This window comes from Microbacterium sp. ZKA21 (assembly GCF_050434165.1).
Lineage (GTDB): Bacteria > Actinomycetota > Actinomycetes > Actinomycetales > Microbacteriaceae > Microbacterium.
The window spans coordinates 263,244-285,751 of record NZ_JBNPVV010000006.1; the positions used below are offsets into that span (position 1 = coordinate 263,244).

The window sequence follows — 22,508 nt, forward strand, 5'->3', positions numbered from 1 at the left end:
GTCTCCCGGGCGTCCAGTACCGTGGGCGGATGGGTGACACGGCTGGCGTGCGCGGACCGCGCGGAGAGTACGCAAAGAGCGCCCGTCGGCGCGACGAGATCCTCGACGGCGCGCTTCAGGTCTTCTCCGAGTCCGGGTTTCGGGATGGATCTCTTCGCGACATAGCGGAGCGTGTCGGGATGACCCATGCCGGCATGCGGCACCATTTCCCGACGAAAGCGGCGCTTCTGGCTGCAGTGCTGCGACGCCGAGATGAGGAGGCTCTGCACGCAGGAGCCTCCGCACGTCCCCGAGGCCTCGAGGTGTTGCGGGCCTGGGTGGACGCGACGCGACGTAACGTCGGTCGTCCAGCGCTCATCGATCTCGAGGTGACGCTCTCGGCGGAAGCCATCGCGGCGACCCATCCTGCGCACGACTACTTCGTCGACGTCTATGAGCGTGCGGAGGCGCTTCTCGAGCGGGCGTTCACCGAGATCGAGCAGCGCGATCTGCTCGCGTCAGGCATCACGCCTTCGCAGGCCGCGCAGATCACCCTTTCGGCGACTCTGGGCTTGCAGCAGCTATGGCTGTGGGACGGGCGGCGCGACCCGGTGGTCGATCTCGAAGCGGTGCTCGGAAGCTTGGTGATCAGCTCGTTCTGAAAACCGCACAGTCGGATGACTTTTATGTTAGCGTGTCGACCGATGGCGGTCCGACGGGGTACCGCCCTGTTGGAAGGCGACATCGATGTTCCGGACCAAAGCTCTTACAGCGATAGCGGTCTTGCTCGTCGCCGCGTTGACGGGATGCACCGCGCAAGCTCCTGACCCGGATGCTGAAACAGGGTCTGCCAGCGGGACTTTGCGTCTCACGGCCGTGTCGTCGCCGGTGACGTTGGACCCCGGAGGTGCCGAGTGGGGAAACCGCTCGCCGTACTTCGAAGCCGTGTTCGACACACTCGTCCGCATCCGGGCAGATGGTGCGATCGAACCGTGGCTGGCCACCGAATGGTCGTACGACGATTCGGGTACGACTCTTTCCCTGACTCTTCGCGATGACGTGGAGTTCTCGGACGGGTCGCCGCTCACCGCGGATGTGGTGGTGCAGAACCTCGAGCGATTCCGTGACGGCACGGCCGCGAATGCGGCACTTCTGTCCGGGGTGATCGACATCCGAGCCACTGCGGATGCCGCGGTCGACATCGTCCTGGACAAGCCCAACCCGGCGCTGCTCACATATCTCGGTCGGGATGCAGGCGTGATCGGCTCGGCCGAGTCCTTCGACGACGAGGACCTCGCGACCAATCCGGTCGGGTCAGGTCCTTACATCTTCGATGCGGCCAAGACGGTGATCGGTTCCACCTATGCCTACCAGCGAAACCCTGAGTACTGGAACCCCGAAGCGCAGCACTACGACGAACTGATCATCACGGTCATGCCGGATCCGACAGCCGCGATGAATGCGATCAAGGCGGGGGAGGCGAACGGCGTCAAGCTGGTAAGCAACACTCAGCGGGCCGAGGCAGAATCCGCCGGCTGGGCGATCGCGGCGAGCAAGGTCGATGTGCAGGGGCTCTACCTTTTCGATCGGGCCGGCACGCTCACCGAACCCCTCGGGGACGTCCGCGTCCGCCAGGCGCTCAACCATGCGATCGATCGGCAGGGACTCATCGACGCGGTGCTGCTCGGACACGGGACGCCGACGACTCAGGTGTTTCCGCCCTCGGGCGATGCCTTCGAAGCATCTCTCGACGAGCGGTATCCGTATGATCCCGAGAAGGCGCGGGAACTCCTCGCGGACGCCGGATATCCGGACGGGCTGACGCTGCAGCTTCCTATGTCGACCGCACTCGGCACCACGATATTCACCGTCGTGCAGCAACAGCTTGCTGAAGTGGGGGTGATCGTCGAGTTCGTCGACGTGCCCGTCACCAACCTCATCTCAGATCTGCTCGGAGCGAAGTTCTCGGCGTCTTATTTCGCCCTCGAGTCCGTCGACGACTGGTGGGTGATCGAGTCGATGGTGGCTCCGACCGCTGTCTGGAATCCATTCCGCTATGAGGATCCGGACGCCACCGCTCTCATCGATGGAGTGAGGGAGGGTCAGGACGGCGCGGCTGCGGAGCTGAATGAGTACCTCGTAGAGGAGGCGTGGTTCGCGCCCTTCTACCGTGCGGAGGGTGCGTACGCAGTGGATGCCAAGACCACGGTGACGCCGATGGCGAGCAACACCTATCCCTCGATCTACGATTTCGCACCCAAGTCGTAGATGTTCAGCTTCATCGCCCGCAGAGTCGGCGCAGGGGCGATCCTGCTCGTCGCGATCGCACTCCTGTCGTTCTTGTTGCTGTACGCGGACAGCGCGAGCATCGCACGCAGACTCCTGGGCAATGGTGCGACCGACGAAGTCGTCGCCAGGAAGACGGCGGAGCTGGGCCTGGATCAGCCTGTGCTCGTGCAGGTCGGGCAGTGGGCCTCGTCCGCCATCACAGGCGACCTCGGACGATCCTGGTTCAGCGGAGAACTCGTCTCGACCAGTCTTGCGGGACGGCTCGGTGTGACCTTGTCACTCGTGATCGGCACGACTGCGGTCGCGGTGGTCGTCGCGGTCGCCCTCGGTGTCGTGGCAGCGCGGCGCCGCGGATGGGCGGATACCGTCATACAGTTCGGTGTCCTGCTCGGGTTCGCTGTCCCGGGGTTCCTCGTCGCGTTGGTCCTCGTCCTGGTGTTCGCCGTCGGTCTCGGCTGGTTCACCGCCACGGGCTATGTTCCGCCGACTGCGTCCGTCTCCGGTTGGCTCGCGTCGATAGCGCTTCCGGTGATCGCGCTGGCCACTGGTGTCATCGCAGCGATCGCGCAGCAGGTCCGCGGATCTGTCATCGACGCCCTGTCGCGAGACTACGTGCGGACACTTCGTGCGCGCGGGCTCTCGAGCCGCAGCGTGATCTACAAGCATGTGCTGCGCAACGCCGCCGGCCCGGGGCTCGCCGTCGTCGCCTTGCAGTTCGTCGGTCTGCTGGGCGGGGCGGTGATCATCGAGCAGATCTTCGCGCTCCCCGGGATGGGGCAACTCGCTGTGCAGGCGACGACTCAGGGCGACATCCCGGTCGTGATGGGGATCGTCGTCGTCTTCGCGATCATCGTCGTGATCATCAACCTGCTCGTAGACCTCGCCCAGGCCGGTCTGAATCCGAAGGTGAGGATGGCATGAAGCTGCTGATCAAGGTGCTTCGGCGTCCGTTGGGGGCGATCTCGATCGTGGTGCTGCTCATGCTGACGATCGTCGCGCTCTTCACCGGCTGGGTGATCCCGGTCGCCCTGGATGCCGGGTCGCTGCAGGCGATTCTGGCGTCGCCCGGCGTGGAGCATCCGCTCGGCGCGGACAGCGCCGGGAGAGACGTGCTCTCTCGCCTCCTCGTGGCGACTCGCGTGACCCTGGCCGCTGCGACGGTCGCTGTGTTGACTGCACTGGTGATCGGGGTCGGCGCGGGGCTCATTGCGGGGTACTTCCGCGGCTGGTTCGATGGGATCGCATCGTGGATGACCACCCTCGTGATGGCCATGCCCGGAATCATCGTCCTGCTGGCGGCGCGAAGCATTCTCGGTCCTTCGGTGTGGACGGCGATGCTGATCTTCGGAGTATTGCTCTCTCCGGCCTATTACCGGCTGGTGTACGCATCGGTGACGGCCGTTCGGGAAGAGCTGTACGTCGATGCCGCCCGCGTTTCCGGCCTGAGTGACGCGCGCATCATCAGGCGCCACGTCCTCTCGGCGGTGCGGGGGCCCATCCTGATCCAGTCCTCCATCGTGGCCGGCGTCGCGATCGCCGTGCAGTCAGGACTCGAGTTCCTCGGACTCGGAGACCTCGCGGTCCCGACATGGGGCAGCATGCTCAACGACGGCTTCGCCAACATGTACCGCCAGCCACTCCTGCTGCTCTGGCCGGCGCTCATGATCGCTCTGAGCTGCGTCGCGCTGGCGCTGCTCGCGAACACACTGCGCGATGTGCTCGAGCGTTCCACCCCGCCGCGCCGGCGGGGGCCGCGCGTCGTGACCACGTCGACCGGGTCCATCGCTTCGGTGACATCCTCACTCGCCCTCAGTGGAGCGGATCTCCCGGATCCGGCCGAGGCCATCGACGCGACTCACCCAGCCGTCGAGCATCCGGATGATGAGCACTCCCGACATCACACCGGAGATCCGGTCCTTCGCGTGCGGGGACTTCGGGTCTCCTACGAGCAGGAAGACGGTGACGGGATCGAGGTCGTGCACGGTATCGACCTCGATGTACGGCCGGGTGAGGTTCACGGTCTGGTGGGGGAGTCCGGGTCTGGGAAGTCCCAGACCGCATTCGCCATCCTCGGGCTGCTGTCTCGGGGTGGCCGCATCGATGGCGGATCCATTCAGTTCGAGGGAAACGACCTGACGAAGGCGTCGGAACGAACTCTGGAGTCGATCCGGGGAGGCCGGATCGGCTACATCCCACAGGAGCCGATGACCAACCTGGACCCCTCGTTCACTGTCGGGGCACAGCTCGTGGAACCGATGCGGAAGCACCTGCGGGTCAGCCGGAAAGAGGCGCGATCACGGGCGATCGCGCTCCTCGCTCGCGTCGGCATCCCTGACCCCGAACGTACTTTCCGCGCCTACCCATTCGAGATCTCCGGCGGCATGGCGCAGCGGGTGCTGATAGCCGGAGCGGTCTGCACCGATCCGGTGCTTCTCATCGCGGACGAGCCCACGACGGCTCTGGACGTCACTGTTCAGGCGGAGATCCTTGACCTGCTGCGCGACCTGCAACGGGAGCGCGGCATGTCGCTGCTCGTGGTCACTCACAATCTCGGAGTCGTAGCGGACCTCTGCGATCGGGTGACCGTCATGCGCGACGGTCGATTCGTGGAGACCGGACCCGTACGCGCGATCATACGGTCGCCGCGGCACCTCTACACCCGGGCGCTGTGCGCAGCCTCCCTCGAAGGCGCGCCGGCTCGCGCGCCGTTGGGCGCGGTGCATTCCTCGACCGCACATTGACCACTAACGAAACTGGAGACCCTCTCATGACCCGTGCCCTCATCGTGAGCACCGCTCGACCACCTATCGCGAAGGCCTATCGTGGCGCGTACAACAATACGTCGCCGCAGGAGCTGGCTGCTCACGCGGTGCGTCATGCGGTGGAGCGGGCGGGTCTGGCCGGCGACGATGTGCAGGATGTCGTGCTCGGGGCGGCTCTGCAGCAGGGAGCATCGGGGGGAAACATCGCACGCCAGAGTGCGTTGCGTGCGGGGCTCCCCGTCACCGTGCCTGGAATGAGCGTCGACCGCCAATGCGCGTCCGGACTGATGGCGATCGCTTCCGTCGCCGCCCAGGTGACCCGTGGCGATCTGAGGGTGGGTGTCGGCGGTGGAGTGGAATCCGTATCGCTGGTGCAGAACGAGCATCAGAACACGTTCCGCGCCAAGGACTCGTGGCTTCTCTCTCACATGCCTTCGATCTACCTGCCCATGCTGCACACGGCCGAGGTGGTGGCAGAACGCTATGGCATCTCACGCGAAGAGCAGGACGCGTACGCACTCTCATCTCAGCAGCTCACGGCGGCGGCCCAGCTCGCGGGCCGATTCGACGACGAGATCGTCCCGCTGGAGACGACCAAGGTCGTGCGTGATCGCGAGACGGGGCAGGAGAGTCTCGAGCCCGTGACGCTCGAGCGGGACGAGGGAACCAGGCCCCAGACGCGCATCGAAGACCTTGCCGGCCTCCCTGCTGTACTCGCGGCCGGAGTCGCATCACGGGAACCGTCGGTCACGGCAGGGAACGCGAGTCAGCTGTCTGACGGCGCCTCGGCATGCGTGGTGATGGCAGAGGAAGAAGCGGAACGCCGCGGCCTCGAGCCGCTGGGGGCATTCGTGGCGTCCGCCGTCATCGGGTGCGCGCCCGATGAGATGGGAATCGGCCCCGTGCCGGCGGTGCGTGCGCTGCTCGAAAGGCAAGCTCTGAGCGTGGACGACATCGATCTGTGGGAGCTGAACGAAGCCTTCGCTTCTCAGGTGCTGTATAGCCGGAGAGCGCTGGGGATCGATCCGGACAGATTCAATGTGAATGGCGGCGCGATCTCGATCGGTCATCCGTATGGCATGTCCGGTGCACGAATGGTGGGTCACGCCTTGATCGAAGGGCGCCGGCGCGGTGCCAGGAGAGTAGTGGTGACGATGTGCGTCGGAGGCGGAATGGGGGCCGCCGGCCTGTTCGAGATCCTCTGAGCGCTGCGACCGCGAGGAGCAGCATACGATTTCAGCCCGGACGTCGTTAGCTCAAGACAGGGACAGTCAAATGGCTACAATCACGTGGCGGATTGAGCGCCAAAAGCCCTCCTCAGGCTTTGGGCACATGCCGGTTCGGCGGGCGTTTTACTCACAGAATCTCGCGCTGCTGTTGGTTGCTCGGAACTCGGGGGATTTGACCGCTCCCTCACCGTGCAGACACGGTCTCGGACCTTCGGGAGCAGAACGCCGTCTTCGGCCTTCGGCGCAGATGGTGGTGCCGGTTATGCCGGAGCTCTCAGCGTGTCGAAGACGCGCTGAAGAGTGACGCTGATGTCTGTGTCGCTATCGGATCGGGCCCAAGTGAGGAGTGCGACATCAAGGCAGGCGAGGCTTGCGTGAACAAGGGCCTGTGCCCGAACCTCCCGGTCGTCGCCAGCTAGGCGCAACTGGACGATCGGGGTGAGCAGATCCGCCCATTGCAGGTGCTTCTCGAGATTGCGGGCGCGCAAAGCGGCAGTGTCGGAGAGGAGGCGGATCATACGCTTGCCGCGGGCGTTGTCCGCTGGGACCTGCGAGAGCATGTGCTCGAAGGCCAGCCGCAGCGACACCCATGAGGACTCGGCATGAGGGCGGTGCTCGAGTGCATCCCGCACGAGCTCGCCCATCCGAGCGGGATCGCCCACGATCACGTCCTCCTTTGCTGCGAAATACCGGTGGAAGCTTCGCCGCGAGATTCCGGCCGCTTCAGAGAGCTGCTCGATCGTGACGTTTTCGAAGCCGAACTCGTCGAAAAGATCCACAGCGACAGCTGTCACATGCGCCCGTACCGCGTCTCTAGCGACGTCCCGGACCAAGGACGCCCTCGCTTCGTTTGCGCTCATGCCACTCAGCATACAGCGCCCGAAGTGGCACTATCTGCCAAATTGGGCGTAGAGTGCCGGTATTGGATCTAGGAAAGGAAATCAGATGCAACAGCGAGCACTCGGAACCCAAGGCCTTGAGGTCTCCGCCCTCGGCTATGGCGGGATGGGCATCACATTCGCCTACGGCCCTGGAGATGACGAGGGAGGTGCCGCCGCGATCCGTCGCGCGCATGAACTCGGGGTCACGTTCTTCGACACTGCGGAGTTGTACGGGTTCGGCGCCAACGAGAAGCTCATTGGTCAGGCAGTGAAGGGCTTTCGCGACGAGATCGTCATCGCCACGAAGTTCGGGTACATGCCCGAGGATTACTCCTTGAACAGTCGGCCCGACCACATCCGAGAAGTGGCGGAGAACAGCCTGCGCTATCTTCAGACCGACGTGATCGACGTGCTGTATCAGCACCGCGTCGACCCAGATGTCCCCATCGAAGACGTCGCGGGAACAGTAGGGGATCTCATCCGAGAGGGGAAGGTCCGCTACTTTGGGCTCTCCGAGGCAGGATCGAACACGATCCGCCGGGCCCACGCCGTGCAGCCTGTTTCGGTGCTTCAGACCGAATACTCGCTGTTCGAGCGGGATGCTGAGCGGCTCTTTCCTACCCTGGATGAACTCGGGATCGGGTTCGTGCCGTATTCGCCGCTGGGGCGTGGTTTCCTCACAGGGACAACTCAGCCTGCGAGTCGCTACGACGCGTCCGATATGCGCAGCTATGACCCCCGTTGGCAGCCGGGCAACTACGAGAAGAACGTTGCCGCCGTCGACCAGCTGGCGACGTTGGCGCATCTCAAGGGCGCGACGGTCGCGCAACTCGCGCTCGCCTGGCTACTTGCTCAGGGCGAGCGCATCGTGCCGATCCCGGGAACCCGCAGCGTCGCGCGCGTGGAAGAGAACACCGCAGCTGCCGATGTCGAGCTCACGCAGGCGGACCTCGAGCGTATCGCTGAGATCCTCCCGAACGGAGGCTATGGCGCCCGGTACGTCGAAGCACAATTGCCCACCTGGGATTGACGGTCTGCTCAGCGGCCGGTGTGGAGTGGCGAGTGGCCGTTTCGGTCGTTCCACGCCGGCCATGCCATGGAGTCTCCTTAATGCCTGTTCTCCGGGCCCGCACCTCGAGAAGCATCCTTTATGGGCCCCGATGTTGGTGCCCATGGTCGATCTGAGGCGTCAGGGGAACAGGCCGCGCGCAGACGCCATAGTTCTTGCGGCGCTCGCATGTCTGGAGATCGGTCTCGCTACGTGCGGGCGGCAAGCGAATCTGAAGCGGTCGATGGCATTCTGCGACAGGTGTTCGGCTCTCTTCAGGAAGCACCGACGCGCCGGTGGCTCATCAGCGGGTGGGAGTCTCGCGCAAGAAGGCGATCATCTGATCGAAGGCGTCAACGGCGATCTCATCGCCGGTGGGTAGTCCGGCAAGGATGCCGTGATTGCCTTCGGAGCCGTCGGCTCGACGTTCGTAGAAGAACTCGTGGCGAACGTCCTGCGCTGCGAGCGCATCGCTCAACTTCTCCATGTCGGATGCGTAGCCGTCGCCATGGTAGTTGCTCCCGATGAGGAACGACGGCGGATACGCGGCCGCGATGTGCCCGATCGGATCGTACCGGTCGCGATCCACCCTGCTCGGATGCATGGTTCCATCGATGTAGTTGCCGATGAGGAGCATCGTGGAGAGCGAGAAGTCGTCGATGGCGAGTGGCGCATCGTCTATGACCAGGGCGCGCACACTCTCCAGAGCGATCGAGGGGGTCGCGCCGAGCAGCTCTGCGTATGCGGGGTTCGCGAGCGCCGCGCCGTACTGCGATGTCATGATGGCGCCCGCTGAGGAACCCATGATGATCACGTTGTCCATGTCGAGTTGGTAATCGTCCGCGTGCTCGCGCAAGAACGACAGGGCTTGGTCCAGTTGCCTGACGGGAGTCGGAAAGTGATACTCGGGAACGAGTGCGTAATTCACGTTGACGAACGCGTAGCCCTGTTCGACGATTCGATCGAACAGGTAGTTGACGTCGCTGTCGACCGCGAGAGGGTCGCCGAGAACCTTGTCGCCGCCGAAGAAGCCCCCGCCATGCGTGAACACGATCGTGGGGAGAGAGTCTTGGGAGGCCTCGGCTGGGTACGAGATGTCAAGGTGGCTGTTGGGGAACTCGGTGCCGTACGTGATGTCGTTCACGTATCGGATGCCGTTGTCACGTACGCGATCACCCGGGGTGGCGTGAGGCTCTTCGGAGTTCTGGCTGTGATAGCCCTGGAAGGCGCCGACGGCGATCTGCGGGTTGTTCCACACCAGGGTTGCAGCGAGGGCCACGATGGCGATGATGACTGCGAAGGCGATGAGGATCCGCCGCGCCCACCGTGGAGTTCCCCGCCTCTGGCTCGCAGGTTGCTTCGTAGTCATGCAGTGTTCTCCCGACGATTCGACATGAATATATGAGAACACTAATTTTTTGACGGGGCGTCATCCTGCGGGATGATCTCTTGTCGTCCCACAGGATGACGCCTCAGCCTTGCGATGCTCAGGCAGAGGGCTCTGCGGCGGAGATGATGACGGCGGCGGGCGCGGCCGTGCGATCCACAACCCAGGCGGCGAGGTCTCGATGGGATGCACGAGACTGTGCCAGGCCCGGCCGAGCGAAGTGGCCGTGGGCGACGTCGGGAAGCGTCTCCAATACGACATGGTTTCCTGCGGCCGCGAGTTGATGCGCGAAGTGCTCGCCGGAGGATCGCAGGCCGTCGAACTCGTCATTGAAGATGTACGTAGGGGGCAGCCCTGTCAGATCGTCCGCCACGCCGGGCATGGCGTAGGGCGAAGCCTCGTCGACAGGAGCCCCCAGATAGTTCTCGATCATCGGTGTGAGAACCTCGGCAGACGCGCCGGCGATTCGATTGACTCGATCCAGCTTCGACTGCAGCTCGGCAGACGGGGGCGGAAGCACCGGGTGCAGCGTCGGGTATGCCAGGGCGAGTGACGCGGGTGTCGGCAGTGAGTGATCACGGATCCAGAGAGCTGCGCCGGCGGCGATGTTTCCGCCTGCGCTCGCGCCCGCCAGCGTGATTCTCTCGGGGTCGGCACCGAGCTCGACCGCATGTGCCCGCGCCCAGAGGTACGCGGCGACTGCATCCTTCATCGGGATGGGGAAGTGGACGCCGTTTGTGGCTAGGCGGTAGTCGACGGAGACCACGACCGCTCCTGCTCGGGCCGCGACCTCCCGCGATGTGGCGTCCCCCTCTGCCCCGTCGAGGTCGCCGGCTGCCCAGGCGCCACCATGGCACCAGACGAGAAGCGGGCGCCGGGCGTCGTGCGTCGCAGGCACGTATACCCGAATGCCGAAGGAGCCTTCTTCGTACTCGACGGTCACATCCCGGATGGAGTCGATCTCGGGGGCGACATAGGTGCGTTCTTCGGGCGTTTCGGCAGCCAAGCGGTCGGCGAGCTCTGGATCAGGATGCGCGACCGTCGGGTGCTCAGGGCTCAGCGAACCGACCATCTTGTAGCCTTCCACCAGCCGCTCCCAGTAGATGTCCGTCATGATTCCTACTCTCTGCGGCTGAGCCGCCTTTGGCCTGGTTCCCGTGCCGGGGTTCCCACCCTAAGCGAAAATCTATGCATACTGAAGTTTTGGCCACCTCGCATGCTAGGTTCAAAATACAATCAGTTTCATATTTTCGACGGGTCGATGATGATTCAGATGACGAAGGCCTTGAGCCGACTGCATCGCGACCGCGAGATGCAAAGGACGACATGGCGGAGATTCTGGGCGACGTAGCGGACGGTTTCGATCTGGTCCGAACTGTGTTCGAGCATTCCAGGCCAGACCAAGGCGGAGCCGCGTTCTCGGCGTATGTCGACGGCCGGAAGGTCGTAGATCTGTGGAGCGGATCCGCACGAGCGGGCGAAGCCTGGCGAGAAGACACAATCTCCACGGCGATGTCGGCCAGCAAGGGGCTCGCCGCGCTGTGCGCGCAGATCCTGTGGGATCGGGGTGAACTCGATCTCGATGCTCCTGTCACCCGCTACTGGCCCGAGTTCGGAGCTGCGGGGAAGTCCGGCACGCTCGTCCGACACGTCCTGACCCATACCTCGGGGATGCTCTGCTTCCAAGATCCGGGCTCTCTGCTCGACTGGGACGGAAACGGCTGGGACGACTACGACGAGATCGCTCGCCGGATCGCGGCCTCACCACCAGCGTGGGAGCCCGGATCGCAGATCGGGTACCACGCGATCAGTGTCGGATGGTTGATCCAGGAACTCGTTCGGCGCATCACCGGCGACACCGTGGGAGCGTTTTTCGCTCGCGAGGTTGCAGACCCGCTCAGTCTCGACGCTCACATCGGGACTCCGAGTGTCGAGCATGCGCGTATCGCGGATCTCTTGCCCGCCGCTCCGGTGGCCGGCGGGTTCGCAAGGCGCGTGATGTCGGCATTTGCGAGAGAGGTGGCGAGGCCAGGCTCGCCGATGGGGCAGGCCGGCGTGTACATGCACGGCGGAACCTTCAGCTCGCATCTGACGTTCTTCAACACTCCGGGTGCGAGGCGTTCGGAGATCCCGGCGGCCAATGCGACGTCAGACGCGCGAAGCCTCGCTCGTGTGTATGCGATGCTCGCAGACGGCGGGGAACTCGACGGTCACCGCATCGTGAGTCCCGAGTCCATCGAACTGTTCCGCACGCCCTCTCGATCGGGGCGGACGAGTGTCTGGCCACAAAAGGGCTGGCCTCGCTTGCTCCCGGCTCCCGAGATGCGCTACGCGATGGGGTTCGAGGGCGATTTCGGGGAGGGAAAGCAGCCATGGCGATTCGGCCCGACCCACGAATCTTTCGGACACCTCGGCGCAGGTGGGCAACTGGGGTTCGCGGACCCGAAGAGACGAGTGGCGGTCGGATTCATCCGTTCGCACCTGACTGACTGGACAGTCTCGACAGCTCTCGTCTCAGCCCTCTATGAGTCTCTGGACGCATGACCGCCTATCGAGCACAGGACAGAACCGAAAGACCGGCTGAACGGGAAGTGACGCGGCTCTGGCCGGACGGCGCGGCCGGCGACTACGGCCGATACCGAGCCGAGACGTGCGCTGTGGACTCCAGCCTGGGCTGGCGCGACACGACTGTCATCAGAAATGTCTTCGATCCGACGATCACAGTCATCAGGCCGGGCGACGGGGGAGACCACGCGTCGCTCATCGTGCTGCCGGGAGGTGGGTTCGGCGGCCTGGCATGGCAGCACGAAGGCACGGAGGTCGGCGAATTCCTCGCCGGACTGGGCGTCACCGCCTTCATCCTCAAATACCGGGTCCAACGTCCGACATGGTGGCGTATGGTCCCCTTCTTCCTCGGACGGATGAAAGCAGGGATCGAGCCCGCTGTCGAGGCAGCGTCGGCGGACGCGGTCCGGGCTCTTCGTCTGGTTCGCGCCAACGCGAAGCACTATGGAATCGATCCCGGGAAGGTCGGGATGATGGGGTTCTCGGCGGGAGCGATGACCGTGCTGCGGGTGTTGCAGAGTGCGGAGACAGAGAGTCGACCGGACTTCGTGGCGTCGGTGTACGGATTCCATTGGTATCGGGGGGTGCGTCCCGAACACACTCCGATGCTCGTTGCAGCAGCCGAACCAGACCGTGCCGTCGCCGACGCTGCGCGACTCACGCAGCTTTGGAAAGAAGCCGATGCGCCGGTGGAGACTCACATCTTCGCGTCCGGTGATCATGGCTTCGGGTTGGGACGTCCCGGTACGGATTCGGTCCGCTTCGCCGACGTACTGGCGAACTGGTTGCGTTCTCAGGGGTTGCTGTCCTGAGCGAGTGTCCACTTCCGGGGATGGTGCGGTGGAGCGCCGGCGCCGAGAATGAGGACGAGACGGTACCCGGCGTGCCCTTCCGTCCGCAGACTTGAGGAGCAGTGATGGTGATGGTGCGAAGCGCGGCGAGAAGGGGCAATGCGATCGTCCGTGCGGACGGTGGCCTCTACGGCGCGCTGCTGATCGTGATGGACGTCCTGGTCGCAACAACCGTCGCCGCAACCCACTGGCTGCCCGTCATCAGTGGCCAAGCGCTCGACGGGAGGACGCTGGTCGGGTATGTGCTGATGGCGGCGATGATCGCGGGGGTGGTGCTTCGCTGGCGATTCCCGGCCGCGGCGGCCGCAGGCGTGGCGCTCGCCACGCTGCTCGGCAACATCCTTCAGGTCACCACCGATCCGATGCTCGCGACGGCGTGGGCCGTGTATCCGCTCGCCCTCCAGAGGGGATTTCGGCGGGGGTGGTTCCGGCTCGGCCTGTTCCTGTTCGTGTTCCTGGTGGCCGCCGCCCTTGGCTCCCGTCAACTCGAGCCGTGGGTTCTCACCCTGTTGACGGCGGTTGCTGCGGTTGCCTGCTCCTGGACACTCGGCAGCGCGGTGGGGGAGCGTTCGCAGCTCGCCGCTGAAGCGGCCCGCGAACGCGCGCATGTCGCGGCCATGGAGCAGAGGCTCGACCTTGCGCGAGAAGTGCATGACGTCGTCTCGCATACGTTGGGGACGATCGGCGTGGAGGCGGAGGTCGCGGCCCATATCCGATCGGAATCGGCGGAGGACCTCCGAACTCGACTCGCCGGCATCTCATCGAACGCGCGCCAAGCCCTGGCGCAGGTTCGCGGCCTCGTCGTCGCGCTGAGGAGCGATGATTTCGACAGTGCCGCTCCGGCGCCGCTGCTCGGCGACCTCGATCGAGTCTTCGATCGCGCACGCGCTGCCGGCCTCGTGCTGGAGGTGGACATCCGAGACACTGAAACCCTCGATAATCTCACAGAGCTGACGGTGTTCCGGGTGATCCAGGAAGCGATCACCAACGCCGTCCGTCATGCTCCCGAAAGTCAGTGCCGAGTGCGGGTGTCCCGCGCGGGAGCAGTTCTCGTCGTGGAGGTGGTGAACGACGGTCCGGCCGTGCGACAAGCGCCGTCGTCTGGGCATGGGCTCATCGGCATCCGAGAAAGAGTCGCGGCCGCCGGCGGGTGGTGCCTGATCGGGCCACGAGAGTCCGGCGGTTTCGGAGTGCACGTCGAGTTGCCGTGCTTTTCCTCGGACGATGCCGGCGTGAAGTCAGGAGCGCACTGATGTCCGATGCCCTGATCACGGTCGTGATCGCAGACGATTCGTCCGGCGTGAGGCGAGCATTCACCGACCTCGTGCAGAGCGACTCCCGAATGGCGGTGGTGGGTGAGGCGGCGAATGGCCGGGAAGCGGTGTCTACAGTCATCGCGAAGCGACCTGATGTCGTCCTGATGGACATCGAGATGCCTCTCATGAGCGGCTTGGATGCGGCGCGAGAGATCCTCGAAGCTCTCGACCAGGTGCGGATCATCATGGTGACCACATTCGACCTCGATGAGTACGTCTACGAAGCGCTTCGCATCGGTGTCTCGGGTTTCCTCCTCAAGAACGCACCTGCCGACGAACTGCTGCGTGGGATCGCCACGGTCCACCAAGGAAATGCCATGCTCGCCCCCGAGATCACGTCGCGCCTGATGGCTCGATTCAGCGTGCGTCGCCAACCGGATCCGAGCCCGTTTGCGAACGGTGTGCTCACTCCGCGAGAACACGAGGTCACGGTCCTCGTGGCGCGGGGCCTGTCGAACGCGGAGATCGCTGCAGAGCTGTACGTGTCTCGGGAGACAGCGAAGACGTATGTCAGTCGGATTCTGGTCAAGCTGGGCTTGCGGGATCGCACGCAGCTCGCAGTGCGCGCTCATGAAGCCGGACTGCTTCGAACGGGCCGGTGAGCCGCCGGACTCTCCACCGCACGGCGCCAAGAAGACAGATGTCCACATTTGGGGGACGTGCTGAGAGCCGCCGGAGGCAAGACTGTTGTGAGCAGCATTCGCTCAGCGAGGGGCGTGCCCTACTGGCGATGCAGTTCTCATGATCGTCGCGAAGGAATCCAAGAGTATGAAGAGTAAGAAGCGCTGGTCGCGTCGTCGCAAGGTGCTCGTCTCCGTCGGAATCGGTGTCGGAGCCGTCGCACTGCTCGGCGCCGGAGCCTTTATCGCCGCTCAGACGTGGATCCATGCGGGCTTCTCTCCGCTCGATCCGGATTCGGCGGAAGAAGGCGAGTGGTACAGCGTTCAGCCCGACGGCGCGATCGACGCTCTCGGGAACCCGTACCACGCCAACATCCGGGTGGGTTCGGAGAACAAAGTGATGGTCGTCTTCGGCGGCGGTGGTGTGAGCGTCGATGACTACACCGAAGCACGCCCTGTCAGGAGCCTCTTCGATGACGGTTTCTATACCGTCCTCGACGGATTCGATCAGCTCGCGAAAGACGGTCTCGCTGAAGATATCGACGGCAACCCGTTCCGTGACTGGACGGTGATCCAGCTCCCGTACTCGACCGGCGACTTCCACGCCGGTGCGGGCGCGAACGAGATCGAGGGTCTCGATGGTGAACCCGAAGTCGTGCACCACAACGGTCGCACCAACCTCGAACTCGTCCTGAATGCGGATGCTGTCAAGGAGGTGCTCGGCAGTCCCAGCGAGTTGCTGGTCGCGGGAGGCTCTGCCGGCGGTTTCGGCGCAGCCATCAACACCGGGGTGATCATGGAGCACCTTCCGGACACCACGAATGTGACGACGATGGTCGACAGCTCGCTTCTCCTTTACGACTGGCATTCGGTGAGCGAGGATGTCTGGCTTTCGCCGCAGGATGTCACCGATGCGCTCCATACGGACAACTTCACCCTCGACGCGTTGACGGCGCTCACGAGCGAGCACCCCGAGGTCAAGATCCTCTTCGCAAGCTCCATCAGAGACGAGTCCCTGGCGCGGATGCAGTCCTACCTCAATGGCGGGCCGTTCGACGTCACGGCCGAAGACGGCATCGCGTATGAACAAGATCTCACGGTCATGGTGGAGAAGCTGCAAGCGCAGGTTCCGGGTATCGGGTTGTACATCTTCGAAGGCGAGACAGACGATACGACCGGACTCACCCAGCACACGATCGGGCCGAACACGATGGATGAGCTCGTCGGCGGTACTACGCCTCTCGAATGGGTCAGCCGGGCGGTTGACGGTCAGGTCGAGAGCTTCGGGGTGGATCTCCTGGAGTGACTTCGGCAGGGTCCCGATCAGTGAAAATATGTGTCTACTATAATTTTCTGATAGGTTGGGCGCCGATTGAAGGAGATGCCGTGATGGCGCGGAAGTTGGAGTCGTGGGAACGCGAGCCTTTGTGGATGAGGGCGCTGACGCCTTTCCTCGAAGCTCGCCGGTTTCCCGTGATGCCCGAGAACCCGGAGCATGGGCGTTGGTACCGCTTCTATCCGGACGGAGCGGTGAGTGGAAACGGCGAGCCCATGTTCACCGACGTTCGTCTCGGCACGGAGAACAAGCTTCTCGTGTTCTTCAGTGGCGGTGGGGTCTCGATCGACGAATACACCGCAGCACGGCCTGCATCGCTGTACATGCGCGACAAGACCGACATGTTCTATACGACGCGCCTCGACCTCTTCGCCGACTTCGTCACCCGCGCCGGAGTGCTCGATGACCACCCCGACAACCCTTTCCGGGACTGGACCAAGGTCGTTCTCACGTACGGCACGGGAGACTTCCATGTGGGGACCAAGGACTTCCCCTATACGGCGCTGGATGGCTCGGCGCGTGTCCTCCGGCATCACGGGTATACGAACTACCGTGCGGTGCTGGAAGCGGTCACGCGCTGGGTCCCAGAGCCCGATGATCTGCTCGTCGCCGGGTGCAGCGCGGGAGCGTGGGGTGCGGCACTTCTCGCCGACGACGTCATCGGGCTTTTCCCCGAGTGTTCACGGATCACGTGTTGCGTCGACAGCGGGCTGGGAGTCAAGGCGGATTGGGGCCGCATCGCTGAAGACGTGTGGGGGGCTCCGGAGGAGATCCGTGCGAGGCTACGAGGATCCGATATGGTGAGCGACTCGCTCGCGGCGCTGCATCGTGACCACGGCGACCGAGTCGAGATCCTCTACGCATCATCGACCCGCGACGCCGAGCTCTCACGGATGCAGGGCTATCTCGACGGTGACGGGTTCGAGCACACGCGTCGGGCCGGAGAGAGATTCGAAGGTGACCTTCGACGAGTCAGCGCGGAACTCGTGGAGAGGATTCCGCGCATCGGCCTGTACTTCTTCGACACTCCTGATCGCGCGCACAAGCGCCTGGGGTTGACGAAGCACTGCATGATCGCCGACGCAGGATTCCATCGCACGAGTTCTGATGGCATCGCGCCGCGGGAATGGCTGAAGAGAACCGTCTTCGGGCGAGACCCGCAGCGTGTCGGTCTCGATCTTCTGGCCACTTCGTCGGCCTGATCAGAGCCCTGTCGCTCTCACTGAATTCACAAAACCACTGGCCCGCCTCGGGCCGCTGATCAAGGAGGATCTCCATGTCCCAACCCGCGGACTCCGAACGCGCCGCATTCGTGCCTCAGACGACAGTCGTCAGTGACGCACCGTCGGTGGCGGGCGGTCTGGCGGACGGCCTCGGCGCCGAGGCCGACGAGCAGAAGCGCGCACCAGCCCGCAACGTCGTCGCCGTCCTGCTGATCGCGCTGGGCATCGGCTTCGGCACTCTCATGCCGGCGATGGTCGCGCTCCCCGTCGTCATCGCGCGGATCACGCCGGAATCAAAGGATGTCGTACTGGGTGCCGTGCTGGGTCTTCAGGCATTCCTCGGAATGGCGCTCGCTCCGTTCTTCGGGGCGCTGAGCGATCGGACCACCTCGCGATTCGGCATGCGTCGCCCCGGCATTGCGATCGGTGGAACGAGCATCGTCGTAGGCCTCGTGATCCTGGGCCTCGCGACGAACGTTCCGATGATCTTCCTCGGGACCTTTTTCATGGCGATCGGCTCATCGATCTCCGGAGCGTCGTCCTTCGCCGTCATCCCCGATTCCTTTCCTGATCGATCGCGCGGAAAGATCCTCGGGTTCAAAGCTCTCACCGGGTCGCTGGCCGGACTCACCGCATCGATCATCGGACCGATGCTTCTCAGCAATCAATTCGCCCTCTTCGGTGTCGGAGCCGGCGTCCTGACGGTCTGCTACCTGATCGCGGTTCCGCTGATCCAGGACCGTCACCTCGATCGAGCAGATGTGCCGAAGCAGTCGCTTCTCGCCAACGCCTTCAGCGGATACCGGTTCAATCCGAAGAGCGCTCCCGACTTCTCCTGGGTCTTCGTCAGCCGCTTCATCTTCACTCTGGGGATCGCGTTCTGCACCACGTTCGCGGTGTACTTCCTCACCGATGAGCTGCGCGTATCTGCAGAGGAACTGCCTCCGCTCATCGCCCTGAACTCGATCATCAGCCTCGCCGGAACTGCCGCAGGCACTCTCATCGGCGCCTTCCTGGCCGACAAGGTGCCCAGCCGCAAGGCGATGGTGATGGTGGCCGCATCAATCCTCAGTGCCGGAGCGATCATCGTCGCTTTCTCGCCGACGCCGAACATCTTCTTCATCGGAACCACGCTCCTCGCACTCTCAGTCGGACTCTTCATCCCGACCGACGGCGCCCTTGTCATGTCCGTGCTCCCCGGCGGCAACGCGCATGCCGCCAAGTTCATGGCCATCATCGGCATCGCGGACCAACTTCCGAGGTCGCTCGGAGCGAGCATCGCCCCCGCGATCATCGCCGTCGGTGCCTTCACCGCTCTCGGGGGCTATCCGGTCCTCTACATCGCAGGCGGCGTGGCCGCTCTCATCGGGGGATTCACCATCCGCATGGTGCGCGGCGCACGCTGATCGACTGGTCCGGGTGGGTTTCGAAGGCTCGAAGATCACCCGGACGGCCGGACTCAGCCGGATCTCGAACGCGATCCGGCCGGCGGGTCATCGACTCGTCACGATGAGGGTAGGTTCCCCACGTGCTGCGCGTCACGGACTGTTGCCGCCTCGGCCCCGGAGAGGGCGGGAATGGCGACGTTGAGAAACTGCCGCAGCTGCTGCTCTACATCGACGGAGCCGGGATCGAGCAGCCACTGCAGCTGAAGGCCGTCTGAGAGAGCGATGAGGAGCGACGCGAGGGACTCCGGGGCAGCCCCGTCGCCGAGCTTCTTCTCGTCGATGAGACGTTGGAAGTAGCGTGCGCCAGCCGCACGCTCTCGCGCATAGCGTTCGATGAAGTAATCGTGGGCGGGGTGGCCTGCATCAGTCGCCTCGGCGGAGAGCACAGTGTGGAGCTCGGTGAGCAGAGGCTGGCTCTGGTTGCGGAGGGCTATCTCGATGAACTTCTCGGTCGCATCCTCGTCGGGGAGTATCGGGGTCTCTTCGCGAGACCGCCTGTCGCGTTCGGCCAGTACTGCGGCCAGCAGAGAATCCTTATCAGGAAAGTGGTGCTGTAGGCCCGTGAGGGTCATTTCGAGTTTGTCTGCGACATCAGTGAGTGTCGCGCCGTGGAACCCGGTCACCGAGAAGAGCTCGATTGCCGCCTCGACTGCACGCTGGCGGGTTCTCGCGCTCTTCGCGTACGGTCCACGCTTCTTGGACACGGTCTCTGTCATCTGGCTTTCCTGCCTCGTCAGTCGGTGCTACCGATCATATGACGGTCGGTCGCGAACAGCTCACTGCGCTGAGAATCGGGAGGTCCTCGGTGCGTGATCTTCGCTCGGAGAGCAGATCGTATTCTGCTGTCGCAAAAATATTGGCGTAGTTAGATTTACGGTAATCTTGCGGAAGTAGAACAGATCCGCAGCCGACCGAGTTGCGTATTCCAGATCGCTGTTCAGCCTCGATGATGAGCGCGATGATCAGAAAGGCCCGCGTCATGCCGCGCAAGCTGGAGAAGTTTCGCGACTCTGTCCTCCGGAAGATCGTCGACCGACTCTCGCAGTCGTCGTCGGAGTTGGAGGATCCCGATCCCACCCTCGATCCACATCTGACTGCGCTGTGCCGCGAGGCCGCAGGGGAGGGGATCGTGCTCCTCAAGAACGACGGAGTCTTGCCTCTTTCGGGGCGCCGAGTGGCCGTGTTCGGTCGCACGCAGGTCGACTACCTCGTCGTCGGCTACGGTTCGGGAGGCGATGTGAAATCTCCTTACCGCCGCAACCTCCTCGATGCGCTGACAGACAGCGACATCGCGGTGGATGGTGACCTTGCGTCGGTCTACCGCGACTGGACCGCCGCGCATCCTGTCGACGAAGGGTTCTGGGGGCACTGGCCTTTCAGTTTTCCCGAAATGCCGCTCGACGACGAGGTGGTGAGCTCGGCCGCGACCCGCACGGACGCCGCGATCGTCGTCATCGGACGCGCGGCCGGTGAATCGCGAGAGAACAAGCTCGAGGCGGGCAGCTACTACCTCACCGACGATGAGCGCTCCATGATCACCCAGGTCACCGCATCGTTCGAGCAGACGATCGTCGTGCTCGACTGCGGCAACATCGTTGATCTCGGATGGCTCGACGAGTTCGGTGACCGCATCGCCGCAGTGGTCCTCGCATGGCAGGGTGGGATGGAAGCGGGCAACGCCGTCGCAGACGTCCTTTCCGGAGCGGTCAACCCGAGCGGGAGACTGACCGCCACCGTCGCCGCTCGATACCAGGATTACCCCACATCGGAGAACTTCGGCCATCGCTCGTTCAACAACTACGCGGAAGACGTGTTCGTCGGATACCGGTACTTCGAGACGTTCGCCCCGGAGCGGGTTCTGTTCCCCTTCGGATTCGGGCTCGGCTACACGACTTTCGTGTTGTCGCCCGCGCTCTCGATCGAAAACGACACGATCCGAATCACCACGACGGTCAAGAACACCGGCGCGCGTGCAGGCAAGGAAGTCGTCCAGGTCTATTTCCGAGCACCGGGTGGCGGTCTCGCAAAGCCCGCTCGTCAGCTCGCTGCGTACGCCAAGACATCTCTGCTCGAACCATCGCAATCCCAGTCGATGACGGTCGAGTTCCCGATCTCGCAGATGGCATCGTTCGACGATGCTGGGGCCAGTGGTCATCCCGATGCCTACGTCCTCGAGCCCGGCGAGTACGAGATCTTCGTCGGCGTCGATGTGCGGTCTGCGCGTCGGATCGGCGCGCACACCGTTCCGGCGATGACCGTGACCCGTCAGCTCACCGAAGCATGTGCGCCGGACCCGGCTCATCCCTTCGAACGGATGACAGTGGTGAGGGACGGGGAGCAGCGTCCCGTGCTGGCATGGGAGCCGACTCCTCGTCGTGCCCGTTCCGATCGGAGATCGCGAGTGGAGACGCGTCTGCCTGCCGAGTTTTCGATCACGTCTGATGCCGGTCTCACGTTTCGCGACGTGCGTGAGGGGACCGCAACGCTTGAGCAGTTCATCGCCCAGCTCAGCCCGGACGAGCTCGAGGCGCTCACCCGCGGGGATCTGATCATGAACAGCCCCTTGGGCACACCAGGGAACGCCGGCGTCTTCGGCGGGACGATCGAGTCCCTCCGCGACAAGGGCGTGCCGGCGATCACCACGACCGACGGCCCGTCTGGGATCCGCTTGTCCGCCTATGCATCCCTGTTGCCGTGCGGTACCGCACTGGCCTCCACCTGGAACACCTCTCTTCTCGAAGAGCTGTCCGAAGCCCATGGCCAGGAGATGATCCGCAAGAAGAGCGATGTGCTTCTCAGCCCCGGCATGAACATCCAGCGCGACCCTCTCTGCGGGCGGAACTTCGAATACTTCTCGGAGGATCCGCTGGTGACGGGCAAGACAGCGGCGGCTATCGTGACGGGGATTCAGTCCGTCGGCGTCGCCGCTTGTCCCAAACACTTCGCCGGCAACAACCAGGAGACGAATCGAAATCGGAACGACTCACGGGTCTCGCAGCGAGCATTGCGGGAGATCTACCTGCGCGGCTTCGAGATCTGTGTCACGGAATCTCATCCCCGTGTTCTGATGACGGCGTACAACAAGATCAATGGCGTCTGGGCTCACTACAACGACGATCTCGTCACGACGATTCTTCGCGACGAGTGGGGCTACGAGGGCGTCGTCATCACCGACTGGTGGATGCAGCGAGCGAAAGACCCCGACTTCCCCGGGCTGCGAGACAATGCCTATCGGGTCCGTGCGCAGGTCGACGTTCTCATGCCAGGTGCCATGCGCGGGCTGAAGCGGGACAAAGCAGATTCTTCGCTCCTGACTTCTTTTGCGCACCCCGAAGGGATAACCCTCGGCGAGATGCAGCGGGCGGCGAAGAACGTCCTGAGGTTCGCGCTGAGCGTGAACCGTCCGACATCGACTTCCTAGACGAGGAGCCGCGGGGGGGGGGGGGGGGGGGGGGGGGGGGGGGGCCCCCCCGGGGGGGGGGGGGGGGGGGGGGGGCGCCCCCCCCCGGGGGGGGGGGGGGGGGGCCCGCCCCCCCCCCCCCCCCCGGGGGGGGGGGCGGGGGGGGGTGTCCCA

General features: G+C 64.2%; 18 protein-coding genes and 1 pseudogene. 15 read left to right on the top strand and 4 right to left on the bottom strand.

All coding sequences use genetic code 11. The annotated features are described in order from the left end of the window. Positions 1-29 precede the first annotated feature (29 nt). The 6 genes and pseudogenes from M2317_RS13995 to M2317_RS14020 form a co-directional block, all read left to right on the top strand. Positions 30-227, top strand: a pseudogene (locus M2317_RS13995) (TetR/AcrR family transcriptional regulator); the annotation flags it as partial. Between the two features lie 141 nt (positions 228-368). Further along, positions 369-641 (top strand): hypothetical protein, encoded by a 273-nt coding sequence (locus M2317_RS14000; RefSeq protein WP_429461172.1) that lies wholly within the window; start codon positions 369-371, stop codon positions 639-641. Between the two features lie 214 nt (positions 642-855). Then, the gene (locus tag M2317_RS14005) at positions 856-2,247 is read left to right on the top strand and encodes an ABC transporter substrate-binding protein (protein ID WP_429461123.1); all 1,392 of its coding nucleotides are present in this window, start codon (positions 856-858) and stop codon (positions 2,245-2,247) included. Beyond that, positions 2,248-3,189 (top strand): ABC transporter permease, encoded by a 942-nt coding sequence (locus tag M2317_RS14010; protein WP_429461125.1) that lies wholly within the window; start codon positions 2,248-2,250, stop codon positions 3,187-3,189. Then, positions 3,186-5,009 carry an ATP-binding cassette domain-containing protein gene (locus M2317_RS14015; RefSeq protein WP_429461127.1) on the top strand — a complete coding sequence of 608 codons (1,824 nt, stop codon included), beginning with the start codon at positions 3,186-3,188 and terminating at the stop codon, positions 5,007-5,009. The genes M2317_RS14010 and M2317_RS14015 overlap by 4 nt, the downstream gene beginning before the upstream one ends. 44 nt (positions 5,010-5,053) lie before the next feature. After that, entirely contained in the window at positions 5,054-6,235 is a 1,182-nt protein-coding gene (locus tag M2317_RS14020) for an acetyl-CoA C-acyltransferase (protein WP_429461129.1), read from the top strand. A gap of 284 nt (positions 6,236-6,519) precedes the next feature. On the opposite strand, the gene M2317_RS14025 is transcribed toward M2317_RS14020, so the two are convergent. Next, complete coding sequence (locus tag M2317_RS14025; protein WP_429461131.1) at positions 6,520-7,038, bottom strand: TetR/AcrR family transcriptional regulator; 519 nt, start codon at positions 7,036-7,038, stop codon at positions 6,520-6,522. A 166-nt stretch (positions 7,039-7,204) separates the two neighbouring features. Between M2317_RS14025 and M2317_RS14030 the strand changes: the two genes are divergently transcribed. Next, a complete protein-coding gene (locus M2317_RS14030) occupies positions 7,205-8,170 on the top strand; it encodes an aldo/keto reductase (protein ID WP_429461133.1) in 966 nt (321 codons plus the stop codon). Between the two features lie 322 nt (positions 8,171-8,492). Here the strand turns inward: M2317_RS14030 and M2317_RS14035 are convergent, their stop codons facing one another. Then, positions 8,493-9,557, bottom strand: a complete 1,065-nt coding sequence (locus M2317_RS14035; RefSeq protein WP_429461135.1) for an alpha/beta hydrolase — start codon at positions 9,555-9,557, stop codon at positions 8,493-8,495. A gap of 118 nt (positions 9,558-9,675) precedes the next feature. Next, positions 9,676-10,689, bottom strand: coding sequence for an alpha/beta hydrolase (locus tag M2317_RS14040; protein WP_429461137.1), 1,014 nt, complete (start codon positions 10,687-10,689; stop codon positions 9,676-9,678). Positions 10,690-10,901: 212 nt separating this feature from the next. On the opposite strand from M2317_RS14040, the gene M2317_RS14045 reads away from it, so the two are divergent. The 7 genes from M2317_RS14045 to M2317_RS14075 all read left to right on the top strand — a co-directional run bounded on the left by M2317_RS14045 (position 10,902) and on the right by M2317_RS14075 (position 18,892). After that, positions 10,902-12,119, top strand: a complete 1,218-nt coding sequence (locus M2317_RS14045) for a serine hydrolase domain-containing protein (protein ID WP_429461138.1) — start codon at positions 10,902-10,904, stop codon at positions 12,117-12,119. Continuing rightward, positions 12,116-12,952, top strand: coding sequence for an alpha/beta hydrolase (locus M2317_RS14050; protein WP_429461140.1), 837 nt, complete (start codon positions 12,116-12,118; stop codon positions 12,950-12,952). Before M2317_RS14045 ends, M2317_RS14050 begins: the two co-directional genes overlap by 4 nt. 104 nt (positions 12,953-13,056) lie before the next feature. Continuing rightward, positions 13,057-14,244, top strand: coding sequence for a sensor histidine kinase (locus M2317_RS14055; protein WP_429461142.1), 1,188 nt, complete (start codon positions 13,057-13,059; stop codon positions 14,242-14,244). A 23-nt stretch (positions 14,245-14,267) separates the two neighbouring features. Beyond that, positions 14,268-14,909, top strand: a complete 642-nt coding sequence (locus tag M2317_RS14060) for a response regulator (protein WP_429461144.1) — start codon at positions 14,268-14,270, stop codon at positions 14,907-14,909. Positions 14,910-15,075: 166 nt separating this feature from the next. Then, the gene (locus M2317_RS14065) at positions 15,076-16,233 is read left to right on the top strand and encodes a pectin acetylesterase-family hydrolase (protein ID WP_429461146.1); all 1,158 of its coding nucleotides are present in this window, start codon (positions 15,076-15,078) and stop codon (positions 16,231-16,233) included. Between the two features lie 245 nt (positions 16,234-16,478). Next, positions 16,479-17,465, top strand: a complete 987-nt coding sequence (locus M2317_RS14070; protein WP_429461148.1) for a pectin acetylesterase-family hydrolase — start codon at positions 16,479-16,481, stop codon at positions 17,463-17,465. 74 nt (positions 17,466-17,539) lie between these two features. After that, positions 17,540-18,892: an MFS transporter gene (locus tag M2317_RS14075; protein ID WP_429461150.1), complete on the top strand. Its 1,353-nt coding sequence runs from the start codon at positions 17,540-17,542 to the stop codon at positions 18,890-18,892. Positions 18,893-18,990: 98 nt separating this feature from the next. Here M2317_RS14075 and M2317_RS14080 read toward each other — a convergent pair whose 3' ends face one another. Further along, positions 18,991-19,650 (bottom strand): TetR/AcrR family transcriptional regulator, encoded by a 660-nt coding sequence (locus M2317_RS14080; RefSeq protein ID WP_429461151.1) that lies wholly within the window; start codon positions 19,648-19,650, stop codon positions 18,991-18,993. 233 nt (positions 19,651-19,883) lie between these two features. Here M2317_RS14080 and M2317_RS14085 point away from each other — a divergent pair, with 233 nt between their 5' ends. Further along, the gene (locus tag M2317_RS14085) at positions 19,884-22,355 is read left to right on the top strand and encodes a glycoside hydrolase family 3 protein (protein ID WP_429461153.1); all 2,472 of its coding nucleotides are present in this window, start codon (positions 19,884-19,886) and stop codon (positions 22,353-22,355) included. Positions 22,356-22,508 lie beyond the last annotated feature (153 nt).